Annotated in this window: 16 protein-coding genes and 2 pseudogenes; 8 read left to right on the forward strand and 10 right to left on the reverse strand. The window is 57.4% G+C overall.

The window, feature by feature from the left end; all coding sequences use genetic code 11:
• Window positions 1-98: 98 nt before the first annotated feature.
• Both HX855_RS02120 and arr read right to left on the reverse strand, forming a co-directional pair.
• Entirely contained in the window at window positions 99-1,010 is a 912-nt protein-coding gene (locus HX855_RS02120; RefSeq protein ID WP_177085151.1) for a crotonase/enoyl-CoA hydratase family protein, read from the reverse strand.
• Window positions 1,011-1,193: 183 nt separating this feature from the next.
• Complete coding sequence (arr, locus tag HX855_RS02125) at window positions 1,194-1,610, reverse strand: NAD(+)--rifampin ADP-ribosyltransferase (RefSeq protein WP_177085153.1); 417 nt, start codon at window positions 1,608-1,610, stop codon at window positions 1,194-1,196.
• An 89-nt stretch (window positions 1,611-1,699) separates the two neighbouring features.
• On the opposite strand from arr, the gene HX855_RS02130 reads away from it, so the two are divergent.
• Together HX855_RS02130 and HX855_RS02135 are read left to right on the forward strand one after the other, a co-directional pair.
• On the forward strand, window positions 1,700-2,158 hold the full coding sequence (locus tag HX855_RS02130) for a GNAT family N-acetyltransferase (RefSeq protein ID WP_177085155.1): 459 nt from the start codon (window positions 1,700-1,702) through the stop codon (window positions 2,156-2,158).
• A gap of 78 nt (window positions 2,159-2,236) precedes the next feature.
• Window positions 2,237-2,530, forward strand: a complete 294-nt coding sequence (locus HX855_RS02135) for a DUF2388 domain-containing protein (protein ID WP_177085157.1) — start codon at window positions 2,237-2,239, stop codon at window positions 2,528-2,530.
• A 48-nt stretch (window positions 2,531-2,578) separates the two neighbouring features.
• On the opposite strand, the gene HX855_RS02140 is transcribed toward HX855_RS02135, so the two are convergent.
• The gene (locus HX855_RS02140) at window positions 2,579-3,472 is read right to left on the reverse strand and encodes a LysR family transcriptional regulator (protein WP_177085667.1); all 894 of its coding nucleotides are present in this window, start codon (window positions 3,470-3,472) and stop codon (window positions 2,579-2,581) included.
• 262 nt (window positions 3,473-3,734) lie between these two features.
• On the opposite strand from HX855_RS02140, the gene HX855_RS02145 reads away from it, so the two are divergent.
• Window positions 3,735-4,124: a hypothetical protein gene (locus HX855_RS02145; protein WP_177085159.1), complete on the forward strand. Its 390-nt coding sequence runs from the start codon at window positions 3,735-3,737 to the stop codon at window positions 4,122-4,124.
• A 209-nt stretch (window positions 4,125-4,333) separates the two neighbouring features.
• Here the strand turns inward: HX855_RS02145 and HX855_RS33130 are convergent.
• The 5 genes and pseudogenes from HX855_RS33130 to HX855_RS02165 all read right to left on the reverse strand — a co-directional run.
• A pseudogene (locus HX855_RS33130) lies at window positions 4,334-4,435 on the reverse strand (tail assembly protein); the annotation flags it as partial.
• Window positions 4,436-4,498: 63 nt separating this feature from the next.
• Complete coding sequence (locus HX855_RS02150) at window positions 4,499-4,756, reverse strand: hypothetical protein (RefSeq protein WP_256352979.1); 258 nt, start codon at window positions 4,754-4,756, stop codon at window positions 4,499-4,501.
• A 110-nt stretch (window positions 4,757-4,866) separates the two neighbouring features.
• The gene (locus HX855_RS02155) at window positions 4,867-5,295 is read right to left on the reverse strand and encodes a hypothetical protein (protein WP_178947989.1); all 429 of its coding nucleotides are present in this window, start codon (window positions 5,293-5,295) and stop codon (window positions 4,867-4,869) included.
• Window positions 5,296-5,396: 101 nt separating this feature from the next.
• A complete protein-coding gene (locus HX855_RS02160) occupies window positions 5,397-5,885 on the reverse strand; it encodes a hypothetical protein (protein WP_177085163.1) in 489 nt (162 codons plus the stop codon).
• A gap of 69 nt (window positions 5,886-5,954) precedes the next feature.
• Window positions 5,955-6,203, reverse strand: a complete 249-nt coding sequence (locus tag HX855_RS02165) for a hypothetical protein (RefSeq protein ID WP_256352980.1) — start codon at window positions 6,201-6,203, stop codon at window positions 5,955-5,957.
• Between the two features lie 334 nt (window positions 6,204-6,537).
• Here HX855_RS02165 and HX855_RS02170 point away from each other — a divergent pair, with 334 nt between their 5' ends.
• The 4 genes and pseudogenes from HX855_RS02170 to HX855_RS02185 all read left to right on the forward strand — a co-directional run bounded on the left by HX855_RS02170 (window position 6,538) and on the right by HX855_RS02185 (window position 9,048).
• Window positions 6,538-6,948, forward strand: coding sequence for an Imm70 family immunity protein (locus tag HX855_RS02170; RefSeq protein ID WP_177085165.1), 411 nt, complete (start codon window positions 6,538-6,540; stop codon window positions 6,946-6,948).
• A 552-nt stretch (window positions 6,949-7,500) separates the two neighbouring features.
• Window positions 7,501-8,205: pseudogene (locus HX855_RS02175) on the forward strand (tyrosine-type recombinase/integrase); the annotation flags it as partial.
• 312 nt (window positions 8,206-8,517) lie between these two features.
• Window positions 8,518-8,727, forward strand: coding sequence for a hypothetical protein (locus HX855_RS02180; protein ID WP_177044645.1), 210 nt, complete (start codon window positions 8,518-8,520; stop codon window positions 8,725-8,727).
• Between the two features lie 96 nt (window positions 8,728-8,823).
• The gene (locus tag HX855_RS02185; protein ID WP_177085167.1) at window positions 8,824-9,048 is read left to right on the forward strand and encodes a hypothetical protein; all 225 of its coding nucleotides are present in this window, start codon (window positions 8,824-8,826) and stop codon (window positions 9,046-9,048) included.
• Window positions 9,049-9,555: 507 nt separating this feature from the next.
• Here the strand turns inward: HX855_RS02185 and HX855_RS02190 are convergent.
• On the reverse strand, window positions 9,556-11,751 hold the full coding sequence (locus HX855_RS02190; protein ID WP_177085169.1) for an autotransporter domain-containing protein: 2,196 nt from the start codon (window positions 11,749-11,751) through the stop codon (window positions 9,556-9,558).
• A gap of 39 nt (window positions 11,752-11,790) precedes the next feature.
• Here HX855_RS02190 and HX855_RS02195 point away from each other — a divergent pair, with 39 nt between their 5' ends.
• Complete coding sequence (locus HX855_RS02195; RefSeq protein WP_177085171.1) at window positions 11,791-12,000, forward strand: hypothetical protein; 210 nt, start codon at window positions 11,791-11,793, stop codon at window positions 11,998-12,000.
• 416 nt (window positions 12,001-12,416) lie between these two features.
• On the opposite strand, the gene HX855_RS02200 is transcribed toward HX855_RS02195, so the two are convergent.
• Window positions 12,417-12,599 carry a hypothetical protein gene (locus tag HX855_RS02200; protein ID WP_177085173.1) on the reverse strand — a complete coding sequence of 61 codons (183 nt, stop codon included), beginning with the start codon at window positions 12,597-12,599 and terminating at the stop codon, window positions 12,417-12,419.
• Window positions 12,600-13,411 lie beyond the last annotated feature (812 nt).

A 13,411-nucleotide genomic window follows, 5' to 3' on the forward strand; every position in this document is an offset into this window, starting at 1 on the left:
GATGATGACATGAGTACCCCGCGCCTTCCTATGGGCGCGGTTGTCCTTCATCTGCTGCAGCCGTTCAGGCGACCTTACCGGGCGCTGCCGATGCCGGTCTAATTGCCTTGATAGACCGCTGGGCGCCCTTCAGCTTCGGCCTTGCGCCCTTCCTGAAAGTCCTTTGATTTATAGAGCGTGGCCCGTTGTGCATCCAACCCGGACAGCGCATCGGTTTGCACCGGGTCGATAACCCGATGGGCAGATACCAGCGTTGCCTTGATCCCTAAAGGTCCATTGGCGGCGATTTTGTTCGCCAGTTCGATCGCTTTGTCGAGGGCTGACTGTGGATCGGGAATCTCCTGGACCGTGCCCATGCGATAGGCCTCACGGGCGGTCCAATGATCCCCCGTCAGCATGTAGCGCATTGCGTTGCCCCAACCGGCTTCTCGCACGAATCGTACGGTCGAGCCACCGCCCGGGAAACGGCCATGGGTATTTTCGTCCTGGCCGAAGTTGGTGTTGTTCGCTGCGACGCGGATGTCGGCGACCAGAAACAGCTCATGCGCCATATTCCACGTGTCGCCGTGGACCGCGACGATCAGCGGTTTGCTGAGGCCCGGCATTTTCTTGCCGAGGGGGTCAATCAGCCCGTCACCGAGGGTAGCTCCGCCGGAAGCGGCAACGGCCTTGAAGCCCTCAACGTCCAGGCCTTGGGAGAAGTTGTCGCCGTGTCCGAACAACACAGCGGCACGCAGGGACGGATCATGGTCGTAATCGTAATAGGCCTTGGCGAGGGCCAGGTACGCTTCCGGATCAAGCCGGTTCTGAATATAGGGCCGGTTGATACCAATCAATACAATCTGGCCGCGACGCTCGACAGTGATCTTGTGGGCTGAACTTGTCGGAATATCGACCATGGTGACTTCGTTCGGGCGTGATGCGGTTTTGTCGTCAGATTGCGCAAGCACCGCCCCTGCGAACAGGGAAAGTGCTGAGAACAGGATGACCTTCCGGAATACTCTGTGCATCGATATGTCCTTCTGTAAATCTGGCTGTGCGAACTGGTTGGCGTCGAAGCAGGCAGATTAAAGAAGGCGGTGAGCCACCTGTAGGCGGCAGCCTGGACTAACTTTTATTCTGGATTGGAATACGGGGCGCCCCACTGTTCTTGCCCCTATACGCAAAAGGCGGTTGCCCGCCCTTCGGTTCCCTCAGTCGATGATCACATCGAGGCCCTGCGCCTTCATACGGGCGAGGTTGTCTTTCATCTGTTGCAAGCGCTCAGGCGAATGCCCTTCCCACTTCGTCACTTCGGCCACGACCCGCAACGGATCGGTGGAACGGTAAGACAGCGTGGGGTTGCCGGGAAACTTCTTATCCGTCACGTTGGGGTCATCCATGATGGGGCCCGTGGGTTCCACGACATAAATCCGTTCCCGCTCACTGCCCAGCGCCAGCTCAGCCCCCCAGATGGCGGCATCCAGCGTCCCCGTGAAATACACCCAGGACAGCGGTGTACCGGCGGTGAAGTTGGACGGGTAGCCGACGCGGATCATCTCGCCCGGCTCCAGCTGGGCGCGGGTACCGTGAAAGTACTGACGGGTAAACATGCCAGCCGTGTTTGACATGGGTTCGCTGCTCCGTGGATAAAGGTGATGTTGAATGGGCACGTCGTTGCCCGAGTGACTCTTTTACCACGACACCCAAGGAAAACGTTGTGACGAACCTGACCCTGCGACGTGCCACTGTCGACGACTTGCCTTCCATTGTTTCGCTGCTGGCAAATGACGCCTTAGGTGCGACTCGAGAGGATAGTCGCCTTCCATTGCAGAGCGCCTACCTACGAGCGTTCGAGGCCATCGACGCAGACCCCAACCAGTTTCTGGTTGTCGCCGTGGCAGATGAAGAGGTGGTTGGCACACTGCAACTGTCTTTCATACCCAATATCTCTCACCTGGGCTCATGGAGAGCTCAAATCGAGGCCGTACGCATGCACGAGCGCATGCGTGGAAGCGGATTGGGTCGGCGTCTCTTCGAATGGTCGTTTGAACAAGCACGCCGGCGCGACTGCGTGCTGATCCAGCTGACCTGTGATCGTACCCGGCCGGATGCGCACCGGTTTTATGAGTCGTTGGGATTCTTGCCGAGCCATACCGGCTTCAAGATGAAACTGTGACCCCCCTACTCTGCCAGAGTGGCGCCCCCTGATCGCAATGGAAGCATCGACTGATGGAAGACGCTGGCAATCGCCTTTATGGCGTTGATTGGCACTCAGGCCATTGCAGCCGAAAACAACAACCCGTTCCAGGGGGCACTGATGATCACCACCATCGTTCCGGCGGTGATTATCTCGGGGGCCACTGCGGCCACCTCAAGCATTCCTGACCTTTTCAAGTCAGCCAAGCGCGATGCCTTGGCCTTCATCGGTTCTGACGGGGAGATCCGCGGTGCAGAGTTTGAGCAAGCCTCGCGGCACTACCGATCGGCCTATGGCTCGCCGCTCATGTCTGACATGCAGCTCGCCCAGGTGATCGCAGCAACCGACTAGTCGAGCGCCTGGGGTCATCGAATAGAGAGCATCGCCGGCCTCTGTCGGTTAATTGCTCTCGTTTTCCAGCAACCGCTCAACATAGTCGACAAACGCGCGGGCCTTGGCGCTCGCCATGCGTCCGTTCGGGAAAATCGCCCATAGGTCCATTGGCGGCAACTCCCAATCTTGCAGCACCGCCACCACCTCGCCGCTCGCCAATTCAGGTCCGAAGACCCAGTGCGATGAGACCGTCAGGCTGCGGTTTGACAATACCGTTGCGCGCACGCCTTCGGCAGCATTCACCCGAACCCGACCGTTCAGGGTAACGGGCTGCTCAGTGGTGCCTTTCTTGAATACCCATGAAGCCCCACCTTCGCCGATCACATAAATCACCGCCTCGTGATTGACCAGGTCTGCGGGCGACTCGGGTATGCCGTACCGTTCGAAATAAGCCGGCGTCGCGACAACCCGTCGCTGGCACTTGGCGATCTTTCTGGCCGTGAAGCCCGAATCACTGAGGGTGCCCATCCGCAACGCGACATCGGTGCCTTCTTCAATGAGGTTCATTGACCGGTCATCGAGCCGCACATCCACATCAAGCAAAGGGTGCATGTCCAGGAAGCCACCCAAGTGGGGAAGAATGTACAGCCTGGCAAACGTCACCGTCGTAGAGACGCGCAAGGTTCCCGCCAACCCGGCCGCCGCTCCGCGCGTGGCGAGCTCGGCATTGTTTGAACTCTCGATGATCTTTTTGGCGTGCTCAAAGAACAGAGCGCCCGCCTCGGTGGCCGACAACCCGCGCGTCGAGCGGCTGAGCAGGCGAACACCCAGGTGTTCTTCAAGCTGAGAGATGTGCTTTGAAACAGCAGGCTGCCCGACGCTCAAACGCCTGGCCGCTGCCGAAAAAGAACCTGTCTCCAACACAGAGACAAAGGTTTCCATCGCCGCCAGCCGATCCATATTATTCCTCTTCGGAATGGTGCAAATGATTTCGATCAGTCTGCCGGTAATGGTGGGGGCGTGCAAAAAATTTCTGTTGGTTACCTGCTCGTCAAATTCATCATCTGGGCCTGTCACCAATGCCTGGCGAACACCTTTAAGCCTGCCCCCCGTCGCGGGCTTTTCTTTGCCTGGGAATTGAGCGTGTGAGGCCAGTCCGAAAGTAGTGTCAATACGCCATAATTGGTAAAGTTCGCTCTCAACTCCAGGGGGAAGCCGGTAAGTGGACATCGAGAAGTGGAAAAAAACTGCACGACTGATTGCAATCCTGTGTTGGGGTGTTTTTTTCAGTGCTATCGCACAGGCATCCAACGAGGAGGACATCCATTGTGCCGCCTACTACGAGGTGCTTTCGATATCTGGCAGCCAGCCAGATGTAAGCGAACAACAATCCTCGCTAGCCTCCTATGCCTTTGTGAGGCATATCGGAGATACGCCAGAAAACAGGCGTGTGATTTGGGAAAAAGTGGATGAGTTTCGAGCCGAAATATCAGGAGAAATGACCCCAGAGAAAATTGCGAAATTCAGAACAAAATATGACGCTCAATGCCGTGAGTCGCTGAAGATAGTCTGGTGTGAAGCCTATAAAACTGCGGGCGCTTGTGTGTTGTAGCGCTGGTCTTCTGGTTTCTGCGCTTTCGCGAACTGCTCACCGACAGGGAACCAGATGGAGGTCAGAGTGTTGACGAATACAGGTGACCCAACGAATGGAGAGAGTCATGAAAACGAAGCACTGGGGATGATGAGTTTGATCCGACTGCCTTTGACTGCGATTGGACTAATCAATGGTTGAAGAAGCAGGTGAAGGGCTGATCAGCAATTAGGGGCCCGGCGGACGCTTACGAAAGACCGGCCAAACTGCCGGAGCTGGCCATAGAGCAGAATCGTTGTCATAGGTTGATAATTGTTAGCAAGTGCCGCCATATGCTTTTTCTCCGGGCAATAAAAAGGCCCGCCGAAGCGAGCCTTAAACAGTTTGGTGCGCCGCTACAGGCAGCCTTGCAGCGCGGTAAGCCTTTTATTGGCGATCCAGTTACCGACCACCACATAGTATTTCGCCTCGGAGCCTGAGCCCTTAGGCTGGATATCAACGAAGTACTGGGAGCCCTCGGTGAACACCGTATATCCGGTGTCGCGCCCTGGCTGAAGGGTGGCCCCCGGCGTGCCGCCGAAGATTGGCTGGTTCTGCCATTCGTAATGAACGCATTTGGCCAGCGCGGCGTCGGACTTCTGCGAAGTCAGCACTCTGTACGGTCCTTCCTGGCGAGCCTTATTCATCGTCGGCGCCATGCACCCCGCCAGCGGAGCCAACAAAGAGGTAAAGACCGCAATCAGGCTTGATCTTCGTAATAAAATTAGAGCTGTCTTTTATTTCTTACCTTCACGCATAACGAAAACCACTTTTCTTTAAATTCGCTTACTGCGATTTTTTGGTCTTCTGCGGTACGGAATGCCGATGTGCTGTACGCATCTTTGGTGATCACTGCCCCTAGCTCAGCAAGGTCGGGTTCTCCTCCTGCGATGACCTTCATCATTTCGGCCATGGGCATTTCGTCCTGACGATTCTTCATGATTGATCCGGCCATTTCAGAAAGAGTTTTACAGTAGCTGAGAGTCTCATCGGATGGCGTCGCCGCCAAAGCCACATGAGTGGACAGTGTCAGCACAGCCAATGTCATCCCTGCCATCAAAATCCGCATATCGTTTCCTCTCCATTTTGGCGGGACTTTAGCATCTGGAAAAAGACGCACAAAGCCAAACGCCGACCGGGGTTCCAAGGCCATGCTGTGCTGAGGGCTCATTGGCTGAACGAACACCCAGGTTCTTGCAAAGCAACTCATCTGCCCCATTAGACGGATCGTCTCGTATGGCACCTGGGAAGTAACTATGTTGTGGGTTGTAGCCACCAATCATTTGGTAATTGCCTGATGACTGACAGGTTGGAGATTACGACCCAGACGCAACCGCTCGATAGCACGCGAACGCGGTGATCGTTGTATTCAAAGATGTTGTTATCGTGCGCAACTCTCGCTTCCCCGAGTTCCTGTCTGAAAAGAGCGGAGTATTCCCATGCGAGCTGAGCGATCTTTCCGCGATCCTCTTGGTAGAGTATTTCGGTGAGGTCTTTCGGTTCACGTCCGATGAACAGCCGTATCTCCTCAATGAAATCACCGACGATAATGGCGTTTCCAGTCATATGCTTCTTCCCGGAAAAGCTGAAGTAGCCTTGCCGAGAGGCAACCTTACGAAGGCCAACCTTGGCCGCCGCGTCCTTGAACTCTCCGGCCCTCCAGAGTTCCGGGGACTGGATAATCTGGCTGTAGAGTTGCCAGATATCCTCTGGGGTTGGGACGTCCCGTCCAAAAATCTGCATGTCGTTCCCTCTTTGGTTTGGCGGGACTGTAGCCCAGCCTAAGCTGCTGGACCAAACAGACCTAGCTGATCAGCGCTGATCGATTTCAATCTTTTGTGTGGGATCCGGGCTGTATTTTTGGCGTTTCAATTGCGGATCATCCTTGACCAGGCAAAAGAAATAAATCTCTGCCTCACCGCAGCCGCCGTGGAATGCGCACTCACTTGCCTGCATGTGATCAAGCAGGATTTCTCGGCCTTGGGATTCGCAGAATATGTTCGCTTCTTTGAGCGCCTGTGTTTCGGTGCCGTCGGTTTTGCTGAACTGCAGCATCGCCATTCGAAACCTCGACTGAACAACTAACGCCACGACAGCCTGTCATTAACTGCCCGGTTACCTGCGTGCCGAATCGCAGGCCGCATCGGGGTGTGAACTGAGTACCGCCAGCCAGTGCAAGAGCAAAGGCAGACAAAGGTCATGCAGTTCACACTCCGATGCGGACGAGACCACGATCTCTGAAAGCCTCTGATACGCCAAATCCCTGGATTCAAATCCAGAGGAACCCGCTATTCTCAGTTTCCGGCGGCTTAATGCAGCCACGAGCAGTAATTTCAGGGGAAATTCGCTCGATACTAATCACATAGGCGGCAACGCCACTTTGGGAAGAGTGCAAATGACAGTCGAAGTAACGGTAGGGTCAATCACGGAAGAGTTTGGTGCTCCGTCGTTCGTGCATTCTTTTTTCTCAACGATCAGCGTGCATTGTGAACCTAACGGTTGGGGCTCCCGTCTGCCACATCTGATGAATGAACTCTACCAGGGGCGCCTTCCTCATATGAATGCCTTGCCTGCACTGGCCGAACTAAGGCTGGCGAAAGCCACGCTGGACGACTTACCCCCCTCTTCTGTCGTCTGGGACATCGAGAATCGTCAGTCCATACCACCCTGGGGCAATGACATCTCTGCGCACATCACGAGCCTTGGCAACTACTTTGTGTCGAGCATCGGACTCGATGTCTTCCAGGTACTCGAATGTGTGCTAGCCGCCTCCGCCGAAGAGCATCAGGATGTCGTTCTACAATGACGGGTACATTCGGGTACTCGCCGAGAATGTCTCTCCAAGGCTTCACTGTCGATAGGCACAGACTACAGTTTTCGCTGCATCTGAAACCAACGGAAGCATCGAACAAATTCCCCAGCAATTAGCCTCATCGCACCCCGTATCAAAGCAAGGCAGTGCCTCAGACACAAATATCTTCATAGCCCACTACCTCAGAACTCTATCGTGCGTTTTGAACAAGCGTCATCGGCCGCTCGGTTCAGAGCCAGTCCTTTGAACTGTCCGCCCTGTCTATTAGCCCACCCCCACCTCTACCCGTCAGCACTCCTCCCCGGCGCCCATCGGTAACCAGCGGGAGGAATGAGTGTTGACGAATACAGGTGAATTACCCAAAGGCAAAGCCGGGGCGAACTAAATGCGCCGCATAGCCCGCACCCAGCAACGCAAACGACAAACCTGGCTCGCACTGCCGGCCAGCGGAGTAAAAGAGGTAGGCCATGGCTGCCGAACAGAAGGAACGCGCAGCCAAGCTTGCCGAGAAGCGGCAGGAACTGGGCGAGCAGGAAATGCGGCACACCGTCTGCCCCGCTGGAAGCTATTGAGCCCCAGCACGTTGCCCAATACTTGAGACATCTAGGAAAGACCGCACCTGTTCGTGCAAATCGCGAGAAAGCGTTGCTCAGCTCGATCTGGAACCAGCGGCTACACGTCCTTGGCCAATCCCTGCGCCGGTGTCAAAGGCAATAAGGAAAGCGGACGTGACATCTACGTCGAAGATGAAATGCTCGCGATGGTGTATTTGCACGCAGACCAGCCGCTAAACGACGCGCTTGATCTGTTCTACCTGACAGGTCAGCGTATCGCTGAAACCCTCAAAATGGATGAGCGCGATATCAGGGAAGATCGCCTGGCTGTGCAGCAAGGACAAACCAAAGCCAGCGACGAATTGAGATCGCTGGGGAGTTGAAGGTTGTTATCGACCGAATACTGGCCAGGAAAGACAGTCATAAAATCCGGTCCAGCAAACTCATCGTTATGGACAACGGGCAGCCCATGACCAGCAGTATGTTACGGGGGAGATTTGATGCTGCGAGAGAAGCTGCCGGCGTTAAAAAGACAGACTTTCAAATGAGGGACCTGCGCGCAAAGGCTGGTACCGATAAGGCGGAATCAAGCGGGGATATTCTGCAAGCCAGAAATCAGCTTGGGCACACAACCGTGGTGATGACAGAGAACTACATCCGCAAATGCATCGGCAAAAAAGTTACGCCGACGAAGTGAATTGCGGAAAGGAGAAGAATATTGCTGAAAAAAAACAAAGAGCCAGCCAAGTCCTAAAACCCCGCAAACTCTTGAATATGATGGTGCCCGAAGCCGGAATCTAATTAAGGTAAAAAATGCCAGCTTTTATTGGTCGTTTATCCGAATCGTCCGACCAAATGTACTACTCGCTGTACTATTTTCTCGCCGCTGGGGTTATCTGCTCTAGACCGCAACCGGTATTTTACCACCTCCCCGGCGTCCTGCCGACCGAACACAAGCTACCTAAAGAACATCGACTGCTAAGCTGTTCACTCCACCAGAGGAACGCCGATGCCCAACTCAGACCTGCTCCCTTCCCTGCTCTCCAAGCTGTACGAAAACCAGTTGGCCCTTGAGGCTTCCATCATGGAGCTATCGAATTGGGTCGAGCAGCGTGGCTCCGCTGATGTGGCTGAAAACGTGCGCGGTGCGCTGCACACCATCGACGAAAACGAAGAGTTCATCAAGCTGACCCTGGCCGTGCTCATGGCGCCCGACTGACCTTAGGGGGAACCCCGCAGTGCACCGCAATATTGAGCTCTTCTCTATTTTCCGACCATACTCACTATTCGACGGGCAAATACCTAAGGCATCTCCATGTCCCTCACCAAACCCAACCAGCAGCTGCGCCGTGACCTCAAGGCGATCGCCTCAAACCTTGACCAGTCCTGTGTCGACCTCGGAAAACTTGCGGAAAAGCTCAGCAATGCCGACGCCATTGCGTTGATGGGATTGGTGGGAACGCTATATGAGGAAGCGGACAGGCTGGTGGGTTACGCGGATGAGGTGAAGATCGGTCGAATAAAGCGGGCTGCGGAATAACACGGATGGCTGAGTGGCGATCGCGACTTCATTTCGAGATCGGCCTTCAACCTGCCCGCAGCGTCGGGCTTCTTGCTTCTTCCAGCGCTTAATGCACTGCCTTCAGTTTCGCCCGCGATCGGACTCGATTCTTTCTCTCCGGATTTACCAATGAAGCATCGAGACTGCCATCTTCCCCGTGCGCCGTCGGAACAAGCGTAAGCCCTGAGACCGCGACCGTTAGACCTGGCAGCGCAGCACCGTCCGCCTGCTTAACGTTGGCGCCGCTTGCCAGGAAATGAATATTCAGCCCCCAAGAGCCGGTGTGGATATTCTGATCACGCAATAGCGCTGTGATCAGATCCTTAATCGAAAATGACCGCTCCTTCGTTGGCATAAACCCCTCTCATCTACAATGCTGTTATCTGAATATGGGTAGTCGAGTTGGTAACCAGCCCGTGATGCTGCAAATCCAAAGACCCGCACGGCAGCACTGCCACCGCGCGGTAGAACATAAAGCTACCAGCCTCAAAATCGCCAATTGGTGTTGACGTTGCCCGAGTTCTGCCGGTAGCCCGCACCAAACTGGCCGCTGTAGCTGATGCCCACCGTGGTGTTTTTGCTCACGGTGACATCCGCACCCAGTTCCGTGACGCCCGCATTGCGTGCGATGGGGGCGCCCGCGACGGTAAACGGCTGGCTGCCCTCGAACGCCATCGTCGTCTCGGGCGTTACATCACCGAAGGCATGGCGCACGCCCACAGTGCCGTGCAGGTGGGCTTGCAGTTGCAGGGCGGTGAAGGCCATCTGTGCGTGCAGGCCCAGCGTGGTGGTGGTCACATCGTTGGTGTTGCGTTCGCCGTCCAGTGCAGCAAAACCACCCGATTCCGAGAAGCCGCGCAGGCGTTGGTCGCTGAACGCAGCGCCGGCAAACGGTTCGATCGTGGCGCGGGCGTTCAACGGCAATGCGTAGCCCAACTCGGTAAACACTTGGCCGGTGCTGGCGCCGGAGGTCGACTTCAACGTCTGGTCCAGCCCGGCCCCGCTGACGTCACGCCGACTGCGGATATCGCTCCAGGTATAGGCCGCGCCGGCCGTCACCTTGATCTTGCCGGGACCGGCGTCAAACGCCTTGCCGCCGTAAGCGGTGGCGCTGTAGCTATCAATATCGAATTTGGATGCGCGATCACTGACCGTGCTGTGGCTGTCGGTATAACCCAGCGCACCACCCAACTGCCAACCGTTGGCGATTGGCCGGTCCGCGCCGACGAACACGCCTCCGTCCGACTGCTCGACCTTGGCCGCGTTGCTGTTGCCGCCCAACGTATGCCAGTTGCCGAATAACTGGGCCCAGACCGGTTCCGCATTGGGCGCCTCGTTCGCCTCCAGATGGGCCCGCAGATGAGCCATGGGCAGGCTGATGACATTGTCCGTGACGCCCTGCAGCACGGAGGCCGTGCTGGCGTGCGACTCGCCCGACAAGGCGTTGAACGCCGCCTGCGGTGCACCGTTGGGCAGGTTCAGGATGTGGTTATAAAGCGCACTGTCCACCGGCAGGCTTTGCAGCGCGTTGGCCACGGCGCGCTGGTTGCGGGTGACGGCGGCGTCGGCAAAGTTTTCCTTCATTTGCAGGCGCAGCATCACGTCATGGGCGTCATAGAACAACGCAGGCGTGAGGAAGGCCAGGTTGCTCGATACCGAATCAAAAGTGCCGTTCAACTGGTCGGCTGTCAGGATGGTGTAGGTGCTGGACCCGGCGTAATTGCCGTTCTCGCCGATATGCACCACCGAGCCTGCCAGGTTGGCCGTACCGGTGACGTTTACCAGGCTGCTGGTGGTGCTGCCGGGCGGGATCTGCACCTGATAGGTCGAGCCGGGCGCGAAGGTCAGGTTGCCATTTACGTTCAGGGTGCCCACAGGCGTGGCGCTGTTGCCGGGCGCCAGAATCGCGCCGCTGGCCAGGGTGGTCGTACCGACCGTGCCGGTGCCGGCCAGGGTCGCGCCGTTTTCCACCGTCAAGCTGCCGCCCAGCTTGCCGTCGACCTCCAGGGTGCCGTTGGCCACATCGCTCGTGCCCGTGAATGCGCTGCTGTCGCCGGTCAGGCTCAGCGTACCGCTACCGATCTGGCTCAGTGCGCCAGCGCCCGAGATCACGCCGCCGAATGCGTAGGGGTTGCTGCGATCAAACGCCAGTGTGGTGCCGGCGCTGGTTTGAACGTCGCCCAGGAGGCTGCCGGTCGTTTCACCATCACCTATTTGCACAGTGCCCTGGGTAATGGAAGTGCCACCGGTGTAGGTGTTCTCGCCGGTCAAAATGAGGCTGCCGTCTCCCGCCTTGATCAATCCGCCCTGCCCCGACATCACACCCGATAGTGTCAGGTCGGCGCCGGCGGTTTCCAGGGTTCCGCCGTTGGAGGTCAGCGCGACATTTCGGGCGGTGGTGAACGTGGCGGTGTTCTGTAAAGTGCCGCCGTCCAGCGTCAATACGCCGGAGGCGTCACCCAACGCGCCGTCGCTTGAGACCGACAGCGTGCCGCCTGATACTGTCCAGGGCGTCACTGCGGTCGTGGTCCCCGCCAGCGTCCAGGTGCTGGCACCTGCTTTCTGGAAATTGCTGAATCCCGTATACGCGGTAGTGTTACTACCGAGCGCCGCCCCGATGCGGGACACGTCGAAGCTCGCCGTTGGACTGGAGTCGCCGCCCAGAACCAATTGGTTGGACAATCCAGTCGCTACCACATCCCCATTAAAGCTATAGCCTTGATGAAGTTCCAGGACATTGTTATTGCCACTAAAGTCGATTGCGTTGGCAAGACCGGTAAAGCCGTTTCCACCATTGATGGCACCGCTGCTGACGATGATATTGCCGCCGCCTGCGGCAACGATGCCAGAGCCGCCAACTCCTGCAGAAAGGCTAGCGTTCTGGTCCCCACCTGCAGCGCCCCCGCTGCCCGTGCCGCCCTTGCCCGCTAGGAACGCCCCCCCAGTGGTCGTTGTTACTGCTACCTGTCCTCCTGCGCCCCCGGAAATGAGCCCGCCGTTATCGACGGTCACCTGGACGCCGCCGGAAATGATGTTGACCCCAGCGCCCCCTGTACCACCACCGTTACTGTCAGCCGCGCCGCCGAGGACCTGTCCAGCGACCTCCAGTTGACCGTCGGCACGGCTGAAAACGACGCCAGCCCCACCTCCCCCATTGTACACGTCGGGGGTGCCGGGACTGCCGCCATTACCGCCTGTGACGACTCCAGTCGTTACGTTCACGATACCACTGGAGGTTACCCAAACACCGCTACCGCCGCCTCCGGTGCCTCCAACGACGCCTACGGCTTTAGCTATGCCCTCGCCGGCGACGCCGCCAGCGCCGCCAGTCACGGCACTCCCAATCGTCAAGGTTGAATTCGTTGGTGTATAGACAATGCCGGCGCCACCGCCACCGCCACCGGCGGTGCCGCTACCGAGTGCTCCACGACCGCTGCCACCAGCACCGCCGGTGACGGCGACGTTGACGGTGCCACTGCCTGACAGAACGGCACCGTCGCCACCGCCACCGCTACCACCAGTAGTGCCATCGCCCCCCTTGCCGCCAGTCACCGCACCTATCAGACTGGCTGGCGAGGTTGAGATAGTGCCTATACCGCCGCCGGCACCGCCAAAGATGGGGGAAGTTCCCCCGGCTCCGCCACCGGCTGTGCCACCGGCACCGTTACCGCCCGTGTAAGCGGGGATATTTGCGGCGCTGTTAGTGGTCGTGCCGGTGCTATCATCATAGCCGGCGCCTGCGGTGCCACCGGCGGTACTAAGAGCGGTTGAAGTGTTCCCTCCCGCAGCGCCACCGGCATAACTGCTACCGGGGAAGGCCAGCATCAGGCTCACCACAAGCAGAGAAAGAAGGATGCCGTGTGGCAAAACTGTTCGTATGGGCGATACGTCTGCCTGAAGTGCAGGAACGAAGGACAACGGACGGGCTCGCATGGACGATTCCTTTTTGTTGGCAAAAATAAACCTCGTCAGGCTTTCGGCAGACTGTTACAGCCGCCGGAGCACTGATCTGGGACACAACTTCTTTACTCGGGAAGAACGGAATTGCCTGTTCTAGAAGCCGCCCACGCACATTGAGATCACGACGTTGTTCACAACGTCAGATCCTCAAGCAGGAGAATTCGTAAAGGAATCATGAGTACAGGCCCCGCTTCCGTCGCCACGATGTTCCTGCTTTTATGGGGAAATTAGGAGGTCCACCTTCCTGCGTACGGCAGGGAAATTTCCGAAAATGCCGCGAAAGCCGTTCTTGGCCTGAGACGCTCCTCGATCTTCATGGGCGGCAGTCCGGCCGTATCGGCAGGAACACCCACCATGTTGACGAAGCCGTTACGGAAATCGA

Source organism: Pseudomonas sp. IPO3778 (assembly GCF_013386825.1).
GTDB lineage: Bacteria > Pseudomonadota > Gammaproteobacteria > Pseudomonadales > Pseudomonadaceae > Aquipseudomonas.